Raw genomic sequence first — 18,765 nt, 5'->3', positions numbered from 1 at the left:
AGCCCTCCGAGTCTTTCGCGCAACTGATACGCGAGGGATCAAACGTCGAAGTACATCGCGAACTCGTGCGGATGAGGCCGCAGGCGGACGGGATCGAGTTCGCCCTCGATCTTGGCCGCGATCCAGCTTTCGATCAGCTCAGGCGTGAAGACGTCGCCGCGCAGCAGGAAGTCGTGATCCTGCTGCAGGGCCCGGAGCGAATCGGCGAGCGAGCCGGGCGTCAGCGGCGTATCGGCCGGATCTTCGTCCAGCTCGTCCAGCACGTCGCGATCGAGCGGCGCGCCGGGATGGATCTTGTTCTGGATGCCGTCGATGGCGGCCATCAGGATGGCGGAGAAAGCCAGGTACGGATTCGCGCTCGGGTCGGGGCAGCGGAACTCCACTCGTTTCGTTTTGGGCGACTGACTTCCCGGCGGAACCCGGCAGGCGGCGCGTCGATCGCGGTTCGAATATCCCAGGCGTACGGGCCCGTCCGCCGTGCCTGCGGCCAGTCGCTTGTAGCTGTTCGTCGAAGGGGCGCAGAGTGCGAGAAGCGCCGGCGCATGCCGAAGGATGCCGCCGATCGCGTGCAGCCCCGCTTCGCTGAGACCGCCGTAGCCTGAGCCTGCGAGAAGGGGCTGGCCGTCCTTCGACAGCGAGAGGTGCGTTCGCAGTCCGGATCCCGCTTCGCCGAAGATCGGCTTGGGCATGAAGGTGGCGGTCTTGCCGTGCTTGCGAGCGACGTGCTTGACCACGTACTTCAGCGTCATCGCCGCGTCGGCTGCGCCGACGAGATCGTCCTGCCGCAAGTCGATGCCGCACTGTCGTCCGGAGGCGGGCGCGGACCGCTGGCGTTCGATCTCCAGCCCGCATTCGAGCGCCGTGAGCAGAATTTCGTTCCGCAGATCGACGGACGGTTCGGAAATCGCCGCCGCCTGGGAGCCTTGGCGTCCCGCGCCGCGCCGTTGCTGCGGCGCGTCGAGAAAGACGTAAGACGCCGACGCCTGCGAATCGAACTGCACGTTCTCGAACAGATAGAAGTCGATCTCGGCGGCGAACGAGGCAGCGTCCGCAGCGCCCGAGGCGACCAGATAGTTCTCGGCCCGCCGGGCCAGACTTCGGGGATCGCTGGCGTGATCTTCCCGCGTGGAAGGATCCTGCACGTTGCAGGCGACGACAAGCGTCGGCGCCTCGGCGAACGGATCGACGTAGATTCGCTCCGCCTGCGGAACGATCAGCACGTCCCCTGCTTCATGCGCGTCGAGCGACAGCCCCGCACCGTCGGCGGCGAATCCGCTCTCGAACAGTTCGAGATCGAAGCGTGCTACCGGCGCCGAAATGCGTCGCTGCGCTCCGAGCAGATCGGTGTAGCGAAAGTCGACCGCCTTGACGTTCTTTTCCCGGCAGAAGACGAGAATCTCCTGGGGCGTCCACTCCTGATCGCTTCTCTTCATGCAGGGGAACTTTCAGAGGCGGCGCCGAAAGAAATGCGCCCGGCTTGATCGACGGATCGATGATAAACCGGCGGAGACCTTCAGGGGAGCGGCGAGTCCGTCCTTACCGCAGGCTCCCACGCGTTCAATACGCCTCCAGCACGATCGCCGTGGCGTTGTCGCGACCCGATTCAGCCACTGCCGTCCGCACCAGACGCATCCCGAGCGGTTGGGGCGGAAACATGCCGTCAGGCGGCATGCGGACGATCTCCTCGATCCCGCGGTCCCAGAGGCCGTCCGTGACGCCGTCAGTGCAGAGAACCACCCGGTCGCCTGCCTGGAGCGCGATCTCTCCGAACTGCGGTTCGAGGTACTGCGTTCCCGCGCCGAGCGACATGGAAAGTACGTTCTTCCGGGGATGCATTCTCGCTTCGCGCTCGTTGATCTGGCCGCTGCGGCGGAGCCAGCCGACATGCGTGTGATCGATCGTCACCTGGTGCATGCCGCCGGAAGCGGGCAAGTGATAGATCCGCCCGTCGCCGACGTGGCCGAAGTAGAGCGTTCCTTTGACGATCCAGGCGAGGCTCAGGGTGGCGCCCATGTTTCGCCCGTTTTCGTAGCTCCGCCCGATGACGGTGAGCTGGCGATGGACGCCCTGGAAGACTTCGCCCAGGCGTTCGCGAATGCCCGCCTTCTGCCGCGCCGGAGCGAGGCTGAATCGTACGGGCAGCAGCCGAACGACCTGATCGACGGTCAGCTTGCTGGCGAATTCGCCCGACCGCTCTCCCCCCATGCCGTCGCTGACGGCGAAGACGAAGTCCCGGTCATCGATCGTCGCCTCGCCCGTCGCGCCCAGGTAGTAAAAGTCTGAGGCGCTGAACGCGATCGTGAGGAAGCGATCCTCGTTGTTCGATCGAAAGCGGCCGACGTCGGTCATGCCGGACCACCGCAGACCGTGGACGCCGGTTTCGGTCGTCGCTTCGTACTGCCCCCCGTCCGCGTCGGCAGCGGGAAGCTGATCCAGAATTTCCGCGAATTCGAAGTCGATGACGCAGAAGCGCCCGTCCTTCGCGCGGTAGGTGACGTTTCGCACCTCCGGATCGTCATGCCGGACGCCGTACTGTTCCAGTTCCGCGAACAGTTCCTTGCGACGCTGATCGCTGAGGTGTTCTACCCGGGCGCCGCAATTGGACGTCACCAGTTCGAGCTTCTCGCGATCGTAGGCGAGCACGCGCGGGACGAATTCGCAGTTCCGCCGCTCGAGATAGCGCAGGACTCGTAGTTCGTTATCGAAGCGCTCCTGGGCGTTGGGGCCGCGGAAGAACTTGTGGACGCTGCCGTCGTAGCCGATGCGAACCAGCGCGCGGGCCGTATTCTTGGCCTCTTGCATGCGGAATCCTGAGCGAGCGTACGGAGAGAGTTCCTCCAGTTTCGCTGAAAACGGCGCGCAGGGCAGGCGCCCATGCGCCCGCAAGAAAAAAGCGCCGTCCCCTGGAAGAGACGGCGCTTCGCTGCATTGAATCGGATTCGCGTCAGAACGCGATCAGCTCGTGGGGACCGATTGGATCGTCTTCACCAGCCGCGAAATGATCTTGTACGGATCGGCCTGCGAGTTCGGGCGACGATCTTCGACGTAACCCCGGTAAGCGCCGTCCTTGACGAAGCTGTGGGGGATGCGGACCGAAGCGCCGCGGTTGGCGACGCCGTAGTTGAACTTGTCGATCGACTGCGTTTCGTGCAGGCCCGTCAGACGCATGTGGTTGTCCGGACCGTAGGCGGCGATGTGCTCGTCCTTGTACTTGTCGAAGGCGGCCATGAGCTTCTCGAAGTACTCCTTACCGCCCTTGTCGCGGAGGTAACCGAACGAGAAATTCGTGTGCATGCCCGAGCCGTTCCAGTCGCCCTTGATCGGCTTGCAGTGCCACTCGATATCGATGCCGTACTTCTCGCACGTGCGGAGCAGCAGGTAGCGGGAGATCCACATGTCGTCGCCGATCTTCTTGGATCCCTTGGCGAAGATCTGGAATTCCCACTGACCCTTGGCGACTTCGGCGTTGATGCCTTCCAGCTCGATGCCGGCGTCCAGGCAGATGTCGATATGCTCGTCGACGATCTGGCGAGCGATCGAGCCGACGTTCTTGAAGCCGACGCTGGTGTAGTACGGACCCTGCGGCGCAGGATAGCCTTCTTCCGGCCACGTGAGCGCGCGACCCTCTTCCCAGAAGAAATACTCCTGCTCCAGGCCGATCCAGAGATCGTCCATGTCGTCGACCGTCGCGCGGTAGTTCGTCGGGTGCGGCGAACCGTCCGGCAGCATGACCTCGCACATCACGAGGAACGCGTTCTTGCGACCGGTATCCGGGTAGAGCGCGACCGGCTTCAGAATGCAGTCGGAGCTATGCCCCTCGGCCTGCTGGGTCGAGCTGCCGTCGAATCCCCACAGCGCCAGGTCGTCGACCGACTTCGGCGCCTTGGCCACGATCTTGGTCTTGCTTCGGAGGTTCGGCTCCGGGGTGTAGCCGTCGAGCCAAACGTATTCGAGCTTGTACTTGGAGTCGGACGACACGTAGCGAGCCCTCGAACTTTGCCTGGGAAGGGATGGGATCGAAGCGCATGCGCTTCGCGACGCTCGATCGGGGCCGCAGTTCTCACGCGAGGCCGCAGCTTCCACGGAGGAGGGTTCGTATACCCGCCTACCCCCCGTGTCCCGGAATCAGATGCAGAGTCTAGGACTAATCGCGGCAATTTCAAGCACGCGCACTAGTGGCGCTTCTTATGTTCGCGAGCGCTTTCCGTCCGTTGCACGTCGTTTGCGCAGGCGGCGCTAACGCTTCAGGCGCCGAGGCGCGGAAAGCCCCTGCGGCGCCGCTCGTTTGATCACATGTTCAGTAAATGACCGATAAGGAAATTTCTTGGAATCAGCGGGGCTGCGACCCCCTGCCGCATTCGCTTTTCGGGAGCTGAAAAGCGGAAGCCCGCGCGCCTTCGGTTAATTCGATTCCGGACGCCAGCGAACCTCGGCCCCTTCCGGAACGTAAATAGGACAGTTCGCCGTCGCGTCAGGAGGAATCTGACGAGACGCTGCGAACGTTACGAAGACGCTTCTCGGCATGGATTGCCTGCTCCGGAAGTTCGTCGCCTGACGGTAGAGACGGGACCCGTGTCCTGGCTTACCGAGCCCGTGCGACGCTCGCGATTCCCGGAGAAACGACGCAAAAGACTTGCTCGTCTTTTTGACGGCCCCTTGTGCGTGTTTCATGTTTGCTTGCCCCCCGACGGGAAACCCTTGCGGTTTTGTCGTAGGCTGGAGGCGGGTACGCAGGGCGAGTCCACGGATCAGGAACCGAGATGACGCCGATCGCCTCGAAGTTGTGTTTGACCTTCGCCGTCGCCGCCGCGACTTTGCTGGCGTTCGCTGACGTTCGCGGACAGGATCCGCTTCCGAACGGGTCGCTGTCGATTCCCGCGGACGCTCTGCCCGGCAGTCTGGGCGTGGCGGAAGCGCTGACCCGCGGTCGCGAACTGGAATCGACCGGACGCTGGGTCGACGCTCTCAAGCTGTACGAGGAGACTTCTCGGGAGTTTCCGCAGGAAGTTTCGCTGGCCGACCGCGTGGTTTACGTCCGCGTGCAGCTCGACCTCGACAAGCGCCTCGCCGACCGATCGTTCCACGAGCAGATCGTCGCCGCGAACGAATCGTCCGCCGTGGCGGTCGTCAACGAAGCGTTCAACAAGATCGAATACTTCCACGTCGATCAGCCGAACTGGACGCAGATCGTCCGTCGCGGCGGCTTGTTCGTCGAAGCGTCGCTGGATAAGCCCTCGTTCCGCGAGCGGTACATGGCGAACGTCGATCCCGCGACGGAGGCCGCCTTTCGTAAGGAGTTCCGCGAGACGATCGACCGGGCCGAACCGCGCACCGTCTCGGACGCCGTCCGCTGGGCCGAATATGGCGGTCGACTGGCCTGGCACCGGATGCGGGTGCCGCCGCAGGCCGTGATCCTGCAGTTCGCCTGTGCCGCGGCCAACGCCCTGGATGAATATTCGACCTATCTCACGCCCGGTCAGATGCGGGAGATGTCCAACCAGATCAACGGCGAACTCGTCGGTCTGGGGATCGAACTGCGGATCGAGGACAAGTCGCTCTTCGTCGTCCACATCATTCCGGGCGGTCCTGCCGCCCGCGGCGGCATGGTCGCCGGCGACCGCATCGTCGCCATCGAGGGCCAGCCGGTCGAAACGATCGGAGCGGAAAACGCCGCCGATTCGCTTCGCGGCGAGGAGGGTACGATCGTCCGCGTCTCGCTGCAGAACGCCGCGAGCGGGCCTCGCGAACTTTCGTTCCGCCGCGAACGAATCGACGTTCCCAGCGTCGAGAACGTCCGCATCGTCGACTCGGCCACCGGCGTCGGCTACTTCCGGATCAACAGCTTCCAGCGGAACACGACCAGGGAAGCGGACGCCGCGCTGAACGAATTGCACCGTCAGGGGATGCGGAGCCTGATCATCGATCTTCGCGGCAACCCGGGCGGTCTGCTCGACGCGGCGATCGAACTGGGCGACCGGTTCCTGGAATCGGGCGTCATCGTCTCGACCCGCGGACGTCTGCCGGACGAAGACCACGACTACGCAGCTCAGGCTCAGGGAACCTGGCGAGTTCCGCTGGTCGTCCTGGTCGACGGCGACAGCGCCAGCGCCAGCGAGATCTTCGCCGGCGCCATCCGCGACCAGCAGCGAGGCGTGATCGTCGGCGAAAAGACCTACGGCAAGGGGACGGTTCAGGGAATCTTCGACCTGCCGATGTCGGGCGCCGGCATCAAGCTGACCACGTCGAAGTTCTTTTCGCCGAACGGTCGGGCGATCGCCAAGGCCGGGGTCGAGCCGCACGTGGTCGTGCAACGCATGGCTCGTCCCGCCATCGAGGACGACGCGGCCATCCTCGCCGCCCGGCACGTGCTCAACCCCGCGAGCGATCCGGTGCTCAGCGCCGGGATGCAGGAGGCCGTCCGCCTCCTCCCCGCCCGTTGAGCGCTCGTTCGAATCGCTTGAACGAATTTTCTCGAAAGCCCGCCGATTCGTTTCGGCGGGCTTTCGTCGTTTACGCCTTACTTCGGCAGGATGAAAACGCTCGCCTTCGTCCCGCAACGGCCCGTATAATCGGAACGAGAGCCTTCGAACGCGAAGGGCGCGGCTGGAATCTCGCAAAATCCGCGGGCGATTCTCGTCGGAACCGTCGTCGGATCGTTCGCTTCCGTCAGAATTTGCGTGCGACAGCGAATAAGCGCTTGCACCGTTCGCGGGGCGTAACTTGAATGAGGGGCGTTCCGCATTCCGATAACCATTCGGAGCGGGAGTCTTGTTCGCTCGTCATTCGTCAGCGTGACGTAAGTAATCCTGTCGAAGCTGATCGCTTCGGACGGAATCACGGCAGATTCGCAGTCGTTTCTGCGGTTTCGTTCGGGCCTTTAAAGTATTCTTTTCTGAAGAACCGCGGCAGCGGAGACCGTGCCGTCTCCGTTACGTCGCAATCCTGAAGGACTTGGACTCGCTGATGCGATTCCGCGAACTCCTTCTGGTTCGAGCGTGATCTAGGGAAAAGCGAAGCATGACCCTGCTCGGAAAAATCTTCACGGTCCTGATCTTCCTGATCAGCACCATGTTCCTGGCGATGTCGCTGATGGTTTTCGCGACGCACCGGAACTGGAAGGAAGCCGTCGTCGGACCCAACGGTCTTCAGACGCAGCTTGCCGCGGTGCAGACTCGCGAGAGCAATCTGCAAGACTCGATGCAGAAGGTTCAGGATCAGCTCAACGAAGAGCGTGCCGCCCGCCGTCAGGCGCTGGCCGCGCTCCAGTCGAAGCTGATCGACCTGCAGCAGCAGGTGAACGTGAAGGAATCGCAGCTCGGCACGGCGACCGCCGAGAACAGCCAGCTCGTGAAGGAACTGGAAACCGCCCAGGCGCTGCTGATCGCCACGACGAAGGAAGTCGAGACGCTCCGCGGAGAACTCGTCGTGGCGAAGGAAGATCGCGACGAGAAGTTCAACGTCGTCGTCTCCCTGAACGATCAGAAGCACAACGCCGAAGGCGAAGCCCGCCGTCTGGCCGAACGCAACAGCCAGCTCGCGCTCGACGTGGCCGACCAGCGTCAGGCGCTCGACTCAGCAGGCATCGACCCGGCGAAGGGCTTCGACGACCGTCCCCCTCGCGGGCTCGACGCTCGCGTGGACGAGGTTCTGAACAACTTGGTCGAAATTTCCATCGGCTCCGACGACGGACTTCGCGTCGGCCATCAGCTCGACATTATCCGCGGCTCGAACTACCTCGGCCGCATCACGATTCGCCAGCTCGAACCGAACCGCGCGGTCGGCGAAATCGATCCGAATCTCCAACGCGGAAACGTTCAGAAGGGCGATCGTGTCACAACCAATCTCGGTTGATACCAGCGCGGCGTCCGCGCCGGTGATCGACGTTCCGAAGGAAAAGCCGCGGTTCAGCGTCTACACGATGATGCTGATCCTCTCCTTTCTCTTCGTGACGATCGCCACCGTACTGATGGCTCAGGAACTGAGCCGCTACGGATCGTATCCGTGGTGGAACACGAGCGCCGTTAACCAGTCGGCTGCGGTCGGAAGCTGAGCCCGTTCGTCGAAACCTGCTTAAGGCCGCGTCGGCGAGGATTCGTTTGACGCGACGCGATTCGCGTCGCAGAGTATTTCGATCGTCGAGGACCCGTCCGAGACGCTCGCTCGATGTTTCTCGTCCTGCGAGACCTCCGCGACGCTTTTCTGAGTTCCCGCCTGACGCCGCGTCCTCTCCCCGAGAACGCGGCGTTTTTCGTGCGTGCGGCGCTGACAGGCAGCGTGCGCGGCGCTCAGAATCAGCGCGTAAATGGCGGACGAGCCGCTTCATCGGCGCGCCAGGCGCGTTACTGTAGGTCTCCCGTTCCCGACGCTCCGGCGAACGGAGTCTGCCTGCCCCGAACCTCTGCAAGCGGCCTCCCGTGCCTGACTGGACTCAGCGAAGGGTATTGATCGCCGGCGGGAGCGCGGGCTTCGGCAAAGCGCTCGCTTTGGCATCGCTCGCTCGCGGCGCCGAGACGTTCGTCGGAGCGCGGGATCGAACCCGCCTGGAAGCGTTCGCGAGCGAGGCACGAGCTGCCTATCCGAACGCTCGGCTGCATGTTCACACGGTCGACGTCCTGGATCCTGCCGCGCTGCAAGCGTGGTTCGACGATCCGCAGATCAGTTCCGCGGGTCTGGACGTCGTTGCGAGTGTCGTGGGGCGTTCGGAGCGGGGGAACATTCTCGATGCGACTCCCGAGCAGCTCATCGATTCCTTCCGCATCAACGTCGTGGCGAGCTTTCTCGTAGCCAGGCATGCCGCGCCCGCGCTGGCCCGGTGCCGGGGAACCTTCGTCACCGTCGGCTCGCTCGCGTCGAAGATCGCGACGCCCTATCTCGGCGCCTATCCGCCGGCGAAGTTCGCGCTCGCCGGACTGACGCAGCAACTTCGCTGGGAATTCGAGCCGCTGGGCATCCGGACGCTGCTCGTCGCGCCCGGTCCGATCGCCCGCGGCGACGCCGTCGATCGCTATGCGGAACAATCGCTGAGGCTGCCCGAGGAAGCCCGACGTCCCGGCGGCGGCGCTCCGATGAACGCCATTCCTCCGGCGGCTCTGGCCGAGAAAGTCTTCCGTTCGATCGAGCGGGGCGACCTGGAACTGGTGGCGCCCGGGTACATGAAGTGGTTGTTCGCGATCTGGCAGATTGCGCCAGGTCTGGCGAAGTCGATCGTCGCCCGCAGGTTGAAGCGAAAGGGACGCTGATCCAGAATGCAGGCCCTGCGATCCCCCGGTCGATCGAGCGCATCGCGGGCTTCTTCTCGAATCGCCCTGCCCCGCTCCTCTTCCGCCCCACGGAGTTGCCGATGCTTCGCCTCCGCGTTTCCGCGTTCGTTCTGGCAGCGATGCCTGCCCTGCTTTTCGCCTTGCGTAACGAGGCGTCGGCCGACGATCAGCGCGACGCCGACGCCCGACCCAACTTCGTCGTGATCTTCTGCGACGATCTCGGATACGGCGACCTGGCATGCTTCGGCCATCCGACGCAGCGGACGCCCCATCTCGATCGCATGGCCCGCGAAGGGATGAAACTGACGCAGTTCTATTCGGCGGACTCGGTCTGTACGCCCAGCCGCGCGGGCTTGCTCACCGGTCGGCTGCCGATTCGCTCCGGAATGTCGAGCGACACGCGGCGCGTGCTGTTCCCCGACTCCGTGGGCGGACTCCCCAGCGAAGAGATCACGATCGCGGAGGTTCTGAAAGACTCCGGCTACGCGACGGCGTGCGTCGGGAAGTGGCACCTGGGCCACCTGCCGGAGTACCTGCCCACGCGGCACGGATTCGACGAGTACTTCGGCGTGCCCTACTCGAACGACATGGATCGCGTCGCCTCGGCGCCGCAGGGACGCATTGCGATCACCGAACCGAAGGTCGAGTGGTACGACGTTCCCTTGTTGCGAAACGAAGAAGTCGTCGAGCGACCGGCTGACCAGACGACGCTGACCCGGCGTTACACGGACGAGGCGACCCGCTTCATCGACGAGCACGCGGAGGAGCCGTTCTTTCTCTACCTCGCCCACACGTTTCCGCATGTGCCGCTGTTCGTCGCCGACGACCGACGCGACAAGAGTCTTCGCGGGATCTACGGCGACGTGGTGGAGGAACTGGACGAATCGGTCGGCCGGACGCTCGACGCGCTCCGCGAGCGAGGACTCGCGGAGAAGACGCTCGTCGTCTTCACCAGCGACAACGGTCCGTGGCTCATCTTCGGGTCGCAGGGAGGTTCGGCCGGACCGCTGCGCGACGGAAAGGGCTGCACGTGGGACGGCGGGATGCGCGAGCCGACGATCGTCTGGCGTCCCGGCTTCGTGCCCGCGGGCACGACCAGCCCGGAACTGGGTTGCACGACCGATCTCTTCGCGACATTCGCCTCGCTGGCCGGCGCTGACGTCCCGCAGGATCGCACGCTCGACTCGCAGGACCTATCGGTCGCGCTGCAGGGCGAAGCCGCCAGCCCGCGCGACGTCGTACCGTACTGGCGCGGCTCCCGTCTGATGGCGCTGAGGTGGAAGGGGTGGAAAGCCCACTTCTTTACGCAGGACGCCTACGGCAGCGGCAAGCTGGAGGAGCACGATCCGCCCCTGCTTTTCAACCTGAACGTCGATCTCGGCGAGCGGAACGATCTGGCTGCCCAGCATCCCGAGATCGTGCAGAAGATCCGCGAACTGGCCGACGCGCATCGGGCGTCGGTCGAACCCGTCGCATCGCAACTCGAACGCACCAAGTAGGACCGGAGGAACGATGGCAAGCGAGTTGGACGCGCTCCATGCGATCTGGAAGTTCTCGCACGACCGCGTGAAGGCTCAGGTCGAAGCGGTAAGAAGCGACCCGGCCCTCGCGGAGTTTCCGACGTGGCGACCCGGACCGGGGCGAGCGCATGCCGCCTGGCAGTGGACGCATCTGGCCGTGACGGAGGAGCTATTCGCCTGCGAACGCTTCGAGCAGGCGCCGGAGCGAGCGAAGAATCGGGCTTACTGGGAAAGCTTCCGCGGAGGGAGCATTCCCGGCGACGATCCGCCCTCGCTGGACGAGATTCTGCGGCTGCTCGACGAGAATCACGAAGCCCTGCGAGAGACGCTCTCCCGGCTAAGTGCCGACGAGCTCGATACCCGCACGGCGACGATTCGCGATCGGACGTTGACGATGCGGGAGTGGTTCCACATCCTCGTCTGGCACCTCGCCCATCATCACGGACAGGTTCACCTGTCGCTGAACCTGTTCAAGCAGCAGCGCGGGCTGACCTGACGGATCGTCGCCTTCGAAGTCGGCGTCGCTCACCAGGGGGCGTCCATCTGTCCGCGAATCTGCCGGGCGATCTGTTCCATCGCTTCGATGGTCGACGTCGTGACCGACTGCCCCGCTTCGGGCAGCAGTTCGGCATGCCCTTCCACGACCAGCAGCGACGCCGGCATCGGAACGACGAAACTCTGCTGGAGTTCCTGTCCGTACCGGTCGGTCCAGCGGCATTCGACGGCGACCGATAGATCGGTTCCGCGCGGAAGATCGTAGCGATCCTCGATCGTGACGCCCTTCCGCAAATAGCGGACGCGGCCCGTCAGGAAGCTGTCCGCTTCTGTTTCGGACGCGATCGAGTAGCCCGAGTTCTGCTCGATCTCTTTGCAGAGAATCTCGGTCATTAACTCGCCGAGGTCGCGCCGGAAGTCGTCATTGCGGAACATCGTGACGTGAACCGTCTCGATGTTCGGGCGCTGCAAACTGGAATGGCCGACTTGCCAGGTCGAGCAACCGGCGAAGCACGCTGCGATCGCGAGGCCGCCGGCGACGGTTAGCATGCGGCTGCCAAAGGCAGACCGCCTGCGATTCGTCGCAGGATGCGACGACGAAAGGGGAGTTTCACGACTCTTTCGCGAGCCGTGAGGAACTTGTTCCGAACCTGGCGAGTCTGCGAAACGCCACGAGGGCGTTTGGCAGCAGTCGACTGGTCCGACCGCTCGCGGCGAACGCGCGGGCGACGGTCGAATCGATCTGGCGAAGCCGCGCGTCACGAGGAAGGCTCTCCGACTTCTTCAGCCGTCGCCGACTCCGGCTGCTTGGGCGGCGGCACGCGCAGCGGATCGTTTTCGAAGTAGTCCTTGATCCACTCGTACTTCTTGCCTGGATCGTCCGGATAGTCCTTGATCGCGTCCAGTCGAGCCTGAGCCCGCTCCGCGAAGGGCGTTCCGGCGTAATCGTCGACGATCGTGGTGTAATGAATCCTGGCGCCGCCGTACTGGAAGCGGTTCTCGTAGTACGTGGCGAGGTTCCACTCGATCTCCGCCTTGCGGTAGCGGATCTCGGCCGCGGCTTTCTCCAGGTAATCGCGTTCTTCCTGAACCTGTTTCGGGAAGCGCTTCATCATGTCGCGCAGCAGTTCGTCGGCCTCGTCGAGCACGGTGAAGTCGTACCCGACGCCGCGGTAGCTTTCGATCTTGGCCTTCAGGTTCAGAAAGTGAGCCTTGAAGAGGTGGTCGCTCGCGGGGAACTGCGTTCGCAGGTCGGTATAGAACTGGTCCGCGTCCTGGTACTCGCCGCGCTCGAAGTGAGCGTTGCCGGCGGCCATGGTCGCGTCGTCGGCCAGACGTCCCGTGACGTCGTCGATACGAATTCGATCGAAGACCCGCACGGCGTTGCCGAACGTATCCCGCCAGGGGCGTCGCTGGTCGGTCATGTTCACCGACCAGAAACTCTCCGGCGACTCGCGATCGAGGTCGACCCAGTATTTGGCGATCGCGAAGCGCCGGGCGGCGACGACGTCCATGTGCCGCGTGTTCGGGTAAGCGGCGATCAGGGCTTCGTAAGAAGAGTCCGCGTACGCGATCCGATCGCCGAAGAAGTAGGCTTCGCCCGACATGAACAGGCCGTCCTGCTCCAGCGCCGAATCGACCCACAGGCCCGCCGCCTGCTTATAGAGCTTCCCGGCGTTCGCGAGTTTCGACTTGTCGTCGTTCGCGGTCCCCTCCTTGAAGAGGGCTTCCGCCTGGGCGTAGAGCTTCTTGGCCTCCTCGGGCCGGTTCGGCTTCTTCGAGATCAGCCCCGCCGGATCGAGAAAGCTGAGCGAGTCCCAGTACGAAGACTCTTCTTCGGTGCGGGCGTTGACGGACGCTTCGGGTCCGATCTCGGGCGTCGGCGGTTCTTCGTACTCGGGGGCGGCGTCGTTCCAGAGCAGCGCCTTCGGAGCCAGGCTGCACGCGACCTGCGAACAGGCCAGAAGCATGATGGCCAGCGCCAGAGGCACGAGACGGCCTGCCGGACGGCGATGCGCCGCCATCCGCCCCTTGGGGGGCGTAGCGGGTTGGTCGGGCTCGACCGAGCGCTGGCGCTGAGTCGACGCGGAGAACCAGGGCATCGCGGACGTCCTTGTCGCGCGGTAGTGCGGAGCGGATTTCAAGTAGCCCGGTCGAAACCTGAATCATCGTCCGAATCGCAGGCGATTCGTCGGGTCGATCCCGTTTCGACAGAGCATGTAGGGCGCAGGGCTTCTACGCAGTCGCGCAGCAAGCGGTTCGAACGCCACTCTTAGAAAATCGGCCGCAAGGACGTCAAGGGAGACCTATTCCGCCGTCAACTCCGCGGCCGCGACCGGGCTTCTTCGCCCGCGGCGGTCGCGACAGCCTGGAAATGGCTTCCTGCAGGCGAAATTGCGACCCGTTCAGGTGGTTGAAAAACTGGTTGATCAGTCCCCGCAGTTCGCCGTTGACGGACTGCGGAAGTTCGGCTGGCGGGGCAGGATCGGCCGAGGGGGTACGTCGCAGAAGTTCGTCCAGGGCCTGCCGCGTCGCAGCGCGGATCCGCACCACACTTTTGCGGCCCGCCCGGCAGCCCGCGCACAGGATGCCGCCGTCCATGAGCGAGAACCAGGCGTCCCCGTCCGGCGCCGAGCCTCCGCAGCCGACGCAGCGGTCCAGCGTGGGTCGAAACCCGAGCGATTTCAGCGCCTGCGTTTCGAATCGAAAGAGCGTCGGCTGGATCGGCTCCAGGCGATCGAGCGCAAAAATGGCCGCCGAGCCCTCGTCGAACAATTCCGGATGCGGATCCCGCAATTCGGTCGTCCGCTCCAGAACCTCCGCCGCGTAGAGCGCCGCGTAAACGTGCGGCAGGCTTTTCGTACCAGCGCGGAATCGACGCTCCAGTTTCGCTTCGGTGAGGAGATCGAGCGAGTCGCCCGACTTTTCGATCATCGCGATGCGGCAGACCGACAACAGGTCGAGCGCCGATTCAAACGGACCCTTGGGCCGCCGGGCGCCCTTCGCGAGCGCGTGGATCTTCCCTTCCGAGCGGGTGAAGAGATGCACGACGAGACTCGTCTCGCTGAACTCGTAGGTTCTCAGGACGATGGCGTCGGTCTGAACGTGCGGCATGGTGCGGAATTGTAGAGGCGTCTCGCGATCCCGTCAGAGAAATCTGACGCCCTTCCGATCGATCCGGTCCGTTAGCAGGCAGCTGCAAAATGCCTTCGTAGCGTTGTGCAGCCTCGCCAGGTCGGAACAAGTTCCTCACGGCTCGCGAAATGGTCGTGAACTCCCATTTCGACGTCGCGACCTGCGGCGTAGCGCAGGCTGGCTGCCTTTCGCAGCCGCCTGCTAGTTCGACTCTTCCAGGATTTCGATACGGATGCGATTGATCTTGCGCGGGCTGGCGTCTTCGACGGTCAGTCGCACGTTGCCCAGTTCCACCGCGTAGGCCGCCTTCGGAATGTCGCGACAGCGGGAAATGAGCAATCCGCCCAGACTTTCGTATTCGTCCGATTCCGGCAGCGCGAGATCCATCCGCTCGTTGATGTCGTCGACGAACAGATCCGCCGCTGCGATGGCCCGGTTTTGGTCGATCCGGTCGAACTCGAAGCGGGTTTCTTCCGGATCCGACTCGTCGATGATCTCACCGACGATCTCCTCGAGGACGTCTTCGATCGTCACCAGGCCGACGACTTCCGCGTACTCGTTGCGAACCATCGCCAGATGGATCCGCCGCCGGCGAAAGTCCGCGAGGATCGCGTCCAGCGGCATCGTCTCCGGGACGTCCCAGCTTTCCCGGAGAAGCGAGCGAAGCGGCGGACGCTTCTCGAGCGGCAACGGGAGGACGGGGAGCAGATCCTTCGCGTACAGCAGGCCGACGATGTTATCGAGTTGGCCGGAGTAGACGGGCATTCGCGTCCGCTGCACCTCGTCGATCAGGCTCAGTACGTCGTCCCATGTCGATTCGACTTCCAGCGCCTGGATTTCGCTGCGGCGCGTCATGATCCGGCCGACTTCGCGATCGTCCAGTTCCAGCACGCCGCGAATCATCTCCCATTCGCTCTGTTGCAGCAGGCCCTCCCGTTTGCCGGCGCTCACGTGGGCGAGGATTTCGTCCTCCAGCGCTTCTTCCGCGGATTCAGCGTCGTCCGCGTCCGCCCCGGCCAGACGCCGGGAAAGAAAATCCAGCGCCTGTACGCCGAGCGTCAGCGGAAAGCTGATCCAGTAGAGCGCCATCCAGAAGCGCCAGGTCGCGTAGAGAAACGCCGGCGCGAACCAGGTCGCGACGGCCCAGGGGATCCAACTCGACAGGGCCAGCACGATCAGCCCGGCGAAGGCGGCGACGCTGAGCATCGCCGCGAGTCCGAAGTTTTCTACGAAGTCGATCCGCATCGCGTACAGCGTCGCGAACGTCGCGGACGCCAGCAGAGCGAGAATGTGGATCGTCTCCGCGGCGAGGGCGTAATCGGACGCCCAGTCGATGACGGAATTCAGAAAGGACGATCGATTCCGGCGACGAAGGAACTGCTCCAGATCGTAGTGCGAATAATCGCGCAGCGAGCGCTTCCCGACTGCCGTGAACGCCGCAAGAAGCGTGCACGCCAGCGCGGCCCAGAGTTCCCACGCCTCCTGCACGTCAGGCCTCCTCAGGCGCTGCAAGGCGATGACCCGACGTCTCGCGGTCGCGCGGCGGCGTCCAGCCGAAGGTGGCGAGGATGCGATTCTCTTCGACCTGCATCGCCACCCGATCTTCGTCCGACTGGTCGTCGTATCCCAGCAGATGGAGCGTGCCGTGGACCACGTACAGGATTAGTTCCGCCTGAGCGTCCCACGCGTACTCGCTCGCGACTCGCTCGGCCGTGTCGGCGCTGACGATCAACTCCCCGACGATCGGTTCCTCCTCGTACAGGAAGCTGATCACGTCGGTCGGCCAATCATGGTCGAGCCGCTCGCGGTTGAGGCGGTGAATCGAATCGTCGTCGACGATTGCGATGTCCACGCTGGCACCTTCGCAGGCTCCATGGGCCGCTAGCGTTCGCAGCACGGCTTCGCGCAGTGCGCCTTCGCTCGCGAAGGGTCGCGGATGACGGATCTGAACGTCGATCTCGCTCATGCGCTGGCCGCGGGCGGGTACTTGATGCGGCTGTGGTACATCGCGGAGAGCGACTTGACGAGCGTCTCCTGCACCGTGTTCAGTTCGCGAAAGCTCATGCCGCATTCGTCGAACTGTCCGTCCTGCAGCTTCTTGGCGACCAGCGATTCGACGAGGTGCTCGATCCGGGAGGGGGTCGGTTCGACCAGAACGCGGCTCGCGCTCTCGACAGAATCGGCGATCATCAGGATGGCCGATTCGCGGGTCTGCGGCTTCGGCCCGGGATAGCGGAAGCTGGCTTCCTCGATCTCCTGGCGGTCGGCGGCCCGCTCGCCCTTCTGGGCCTCGCGATTCTGGGCCTCGCGGTAGAAGTACTCGACCAGCGTCGTTCCGTGATGTTGTTCGATGAAGTCGATGATCGTGTGGGGCAAGCCGTGGCGCCGGGCGAGTTCCGCCCCTTCCTTGACGTGAGCGATGATGACCAGCGTGCTCATCGTCGGCTGGAGCGAGCCGTGGCGATTCTCGCCCGCTTTCTGATTTTCGATGAAGTACTCAGGTTTGAGCATCTTCCCGATGTCATGGAAGTAGGCGCCGACGCGAACCAGCAGGCCGTTCGCTCCGATCGACTCCGCCGCGGCTTCCGCCAGCGAAGCGACGTTGATCGAGTGGTTGTACGTACCGGGCGCTCGGCGAACCAGTTGCTGCAGGAGCGGATGGGTCATGTCGGACATCTCGAGCAGCGAGATGTCGGTCTGAATATCGAACAGTTTCTCCGCGAACGGCAGCAGCGCCGTCATCAGGAGGCCCGAGAGGATGGCCACCAGCGCGAACGCTGACGCTTCGATGAGCAGCGTCCAGATGACGGGCTGGCCGGAGAGCGTGCCGACGCCGAGGGTCGTCAGGAAGGCCGTCGCCGCCGCGAAGAGGCTGACGTAGACGAGCTTGGTGCGAGATCGCACGCGACCGCAGAAGAGCGCCGCGGTCGACATCGTCGCCATCAGCACCACGAACTCGAACAGTCCCTGCCGCAACGTGAGCGCGGTGACGAGCGCGACCGCCGCGGAGACGAGCAGCGCCAGCTCGAACCGGAACGCGATCGACAGCGTCATCGCTAGGATCATCATCGGGGCGAGTTCGAGCCGCCATCGATCGGCGAAGAAATAAGCGAGCACGATCGCCACCGCGATCGTTCCGAGCGTGGCGAAGTAGGAGCGGGTCCAGCCGAGCAGCCGCGGCTCGTGGTAGGCGAAATAGACGCCGCACAGCACCGAGAGCGCGACGTACATGCCGAAATGCCCGATCGAATGGGCGACGACCTGCGTCCAGGAGAGCTGTTCGATATAAGCCTCGTGCTCCCGTCGGAGGAGCGCGAGGTCGATTTCGTCGAGCGGTTCGCCTGCCTCGATCCCGTTCATCGGATCGCCGGCCCGGTACTCGAGCAGAATGGGCTGGATCTTCGACGCGGTCTCGTCGGAGAGCCGGTTCGTCGCCGGACGGTTGAACTTCAGCGTCGTCGGCAACCGCTCGGTCATCCACGTCATGACCCTCTCGGCGAGCTGGTCGCTCCGCTCCTCGTCGAGCTTGAGGCGCTGCACGAACTCCGAAGCGAGCTCCGCCCGCAGGCGGTCGGTCACCTCCGCGATCCGAACGTCGGAGACCGCGATTCGACGAGCCTCTTCTTCCTTGCCGGGCGGATGAATCTGGATCTGCGTCTGACTCCCTTCGCTGAGGGGGTGCTCCAGCGCTTCGAGCAGGCCGTTCTCCTCGTAGGTCTGGAGCGCGGCCTTCACCGCCGCCTGAAAGCGGGTGAGGTCCCGATCTTCCGCGAGCGTCTCGCGGAACTGCTCGAACGCTGCCCGCTTCTCGGGATCGGTCCAGCTTCGCTGAGCAGCGGCGCCGTTCGACTCGATCGGCGAATCGACTTCGCGAACCGGCTTCGTCGGCGAACGATCTTCGTCGGCGAACGATTCGTCCGGGCGCGGGATCAGAAAGGAATCCCACACCTCCTTATCCATCTCGTAGAAGGTCGGCGTCCGCGTGATGAGGAACGCGCGGTCGAGGAGCGCCTGGCGCATCTCCCGCAACGGGCGTGCATCGTGTGCGTAATACGGCACGATGCGGGAACGGGCCTGCTGCCGGGTCTGATCCGTCGCGGCGCCGGCGATGATCGTGAACGGCACGCGGGCCGAGATCTCGCGCTCGGGGACGTAGTTCACACGGTAGGCGAACGTCGGTTCCCAACCCTCGGTCAGCACGAAGACCAGGGCACAGCAGAACGCCCAAAGACCGAGCGAGCGCCATGTCTCGCGACGCCGGAGTCCGGCCAGCCACGAAGCGGTCTTGGATGAGCCGAGCTCTCGCTTCAACCGCGCGCGGGAGGGATGCGAAGGATTCATCGCCTCGTTCGCCC

Annotated in this window: 15 protein-coding genes; 6 read left to right on the top strand and 9 right to left on the bottom strand. The window is 64.2% G+C overall.

All coding sequences use genetic code 11. The features are described from left to right. Window positions 1–38: 38 nt before the first annotated feature. From SH602x_RS21025 to SH602x_RS21015, 3 genes are all read right to left on the bottom strand, one after another. Window positions 39–1,433: a glutamine synthetase beta-grasp domain-containing protein gene (locus SH602x_RS21025; RefSeq protein WP_479474161.1), complete on the bottom strand. Its 1,395-nt coding sequence runs from the start codon at window positions 1,431–1,433 to the stop codon at window positions 39–41. Window positions 1,434–1,557: 124 nt separating this feature from the next. Beyond that, window positions 1,558–2,802: a protein phosphatase 2C domain-containing protein gene (locus SH602x_RS21020; protein WP_479474160.1), complete on the bottom strand. Its 1,245-nt coding sequence runs from the start codon at window positions 2,800–2,802 to the stop codon at window positions 1,558–1,560. A 153-nt stretch (window positions 2,803–2,955) separates the two neighbouring features. Then, complete coding sequence (locus SH602x_RS21015; RefSeq protein ID WP_479474159.1) at window positions 2,956–3,978, bottom strand: glutamine synthetase beta-grasp domain-containing protein; 1,023 nt, start codon at window positions 3,976–3,978, stop codon at window positions 2,956–2,958. Between the two features lie 782 nt (window positions 3,979–4,760). Here SH602x_RS21015 and SH602x_RS21010 point away from each other — a divergent pair. From SH602x_RS21010 to SH602x_RS20985, 6 genes are all read left to right on the top strand, one after another. Then, a complete protein-coding gene (locus SH602x_RS21010; protein WP_479474158.1) occupies window positions 4,761–6,440 on the top strand; it encodes a S41 family peptidase in 1,680 nt (559 codons plus the stop codon). A 577-nt stretch (window positions 6,441–7,017) separates the two neighbouring features. Then, window positions 7,018–7,851, top strand: a complete 834-nt coding sequence (locus tag SH602x_RS21005; protein WP_479474157.1) for a hypothetical protein — start codon at window positions 7,018–7,020, stop codon at window positions 7,849–7,851. After that, window positions 7,829–8,050 (top strand): hypothetical protein, encoded by a 222-nt coding sequence (locus SH602x_RS21000; protein ID WP_479474156.1) that lies wholly within the window; start codon window positions 7,829–7,831, stop codon window positions 8,048–8,050. Before SH602x_RS21005 ends, SH602x_RS21000 begins: the two co-directional genes overlap by 23 nt. Before the next feature lie 364 nt (window positions 8,051–8,414). Next, the gene (locus tag SH602x_RS20995; protein ID WP_479474155.1) at window positions 8,415–9,239 is read left to right on the top strand and encodes an SDR family NAD(P)-dependent oxidoreductase; all 825 of its coding nucleotides are present in this window, start codon (window positions 8,415–8,417) and stop codon (window positions 9,237–9,239) included. A 101-nt stretch (window positions 9,240–9,340) separates the two neighbouring features. Next, window positions 9,341–10,759, top strand: a complete 1,419-nt coding sequence (locus SH602x_RS20990) for a sulfatase family protein (RefSeq protein WP_479474154.1) — start codon at window positions 9,341–9,343, stop codon at window positions 10,757–10,759. Window positions 10,760–10,772: 13 nt separating this feature from the next. After that, window positions 10,773–11,276: a DinB family protein gene (locus SH602x_RS20985; protein ID WP_479474153.1), complete on the top strand. Its 504-nt coding sequence runs from the start codon at window positions 10,773–10,775 to the stop codon at window positions 11,274–11,276. Between the two features lie 29 nt (window positions 11,277–11,305). Here SH602x_RS20985 and lptE read toward each other — a convergent pair whose 3' ends face one another. The 6 genes from lptE to SH602x_RS20955 form a co-directional block, all read right to left on the bottom strand. Next, on the bottom strand, window positions 11,306–11,824 hold the full coding sequence (gene lptE, locus SH602x_RS20980) for an LPS assembly lipoprotein LptE (RefSeq protein ID WP_479474152.1): 519 nt from the start codon (window positions 11,822–11,824) through the stop codon (window positions 11,306–11,308). A 209-nt stretch (window positions 11,825–12,033) separates the two neighbouring features. Continuing rightward, window positions 12,034–13,377, bottom strand: a complete 1,344-nt coding sequence (locus tag SH602x_RS20975) for a tetratricopeptide repeat protein (RefSeq protein ID WP_479474151.1) — start codon at window positions 13,375–13,377, stop codon at window positions 12,034–12,036. Between the two features lie 193 nt (window positions 13,378–13,570). Continuing rightward, on the bottom strand, window positions 13,571–14,389 hold the full coding sequence (recO, locus tag SH602x_RS20970) for a DNA repair protein RecO (protein WP_479474150.1): 819 nt from the start codon (window positions 14,387–14,389) through the stop codon (window positions 13,571–13,573). A 222-nt stretch (window positions 14,390–14,611) separates the two neighbouring features. Further along, on the bottom strand, window positions 14,612–15,898 hold the full coding sequence (locus tag SH602x_RS20965) for a hemolysin family protein (RefSeq protein WP_479474149.1): 1,287 nt from the start codon (window positions 15,896–15,898) through the stop codon (window positions 14,612–14,614). Between the two features lies 1 nt (window position 15,899). Continuing rightward, window positions 15,900–16,376, bottom strand: coding sequence for an rRNA maturation RNase YbeY (gene ybeY / locus SH602x_RS20960; protein WP_479474148.1), 477 nt, complete (start codon window positions 16,374–16,376; stop codon window positions 15,900–15,902). Further along, window positions 16,373–18,751 (bottom strand): HD family phosphohydrolase, encoded by a 2,379-nt coding sequence (locus tag SH602x_RS20955; RefSeq protein WP_479474147.1) that lies wholly within the window; start codon window positions 18,749–18,751, stop codon window positions 16,373–16,375. Before SH602x_RS20955 ends, ybeY begins: the two co-directional genes overlap by 4 nt. Window positions 18,752–18,765 lie beyond the last annotated feature (14 nt).

The organism is Lignipirellula cremea (assembly GCF_056501455.1).
This window is presented reverse-complemented; position numbering and strand designations above follow the sequence as displayed.

Excerpts from the sequence above, each read along its gene's own strand:
- SH602x_RS21025 (WP_479474161.1), bottom strand. The coding sequence starts at position 1,433 with ATGAAGAGAAGCGATCAGGAGTGGACGCCCCAGGAGATTCTCGTCTTC.
- SH602x_RS21020 (WP_479474160.1), bottom strand. The coding sequence starts at position 2,802 with ATGCAAGAGGCCAAGAATACGGCCCGCGCGCTGGTTCGCATCGGCTAC.
- SH602x_RS21010 (WP_479474158.1), top strand. The coding sequence starts at position 4,761 with ATGACGCCGATCGCCTCGAAGTTGTGTTTGACCTTCGCCGTCGCCGCC.
- SH602x_RS21005 (WP_479474157.1), top strand. The coding sequence starts at position 7,018 with ATGACCCTGCTCGGAAAAATCTTCACGGTCCTGATCTTCCTGATCAGC.
- SH602x_RS20990 (WP_479474154.1), top strand. The coding sequence starts at position 9,341 with ATGCTTCGCCTCCGCGTTTCCGCGTTCGTTCTGGCAGCGATGCCTGCC.
- SH602x_RS20985 (WP_479474153.1), top strand. The coding sequence starts at position 10,773 with ATGGCAAGCGAGTTGGACGCGCTCCATGCGATCTGGAAGTTCTCGCAC.
- lptE (WP_479474152.1), bottom strand. The coding sequence starts at position 11,824 with ATGCTAACCGTCGCCGGCGGCCTCGCGATCGCAGCGTGCTTCGCCGGT.
- SH602x_RS20975 (WP_479474151.1), bottom strand. The coding sequence starts at position 13,377 with ATGCCCTGGTTCTCCGCGTCGACTCAGCGCCAGCGCTCGGTCGAGCCC.
- recO (WP_479474150.1), bottom strand. The coding sequence starts at position 14,389 with ATGCCGCACGTTCAGACCGACGCCATCGTCCTGAGAACCTACGAGTTC.
- ybeY (WP_479474148.1), bottom strand. The coding sequence starts at position 16,376 with ATGAGCGAGATCGACGTTCAGATCCGTCATCCGCGACCCTTCGCGAGC.
- SH602x_RS20955 (WP_479474147.1), bottom strand. The coding sequence starts at position 18,751 with ATGAATCCTTCGCATCCCTCCCGCGCGCGGTTGAAGCGAGAGCTCGGC.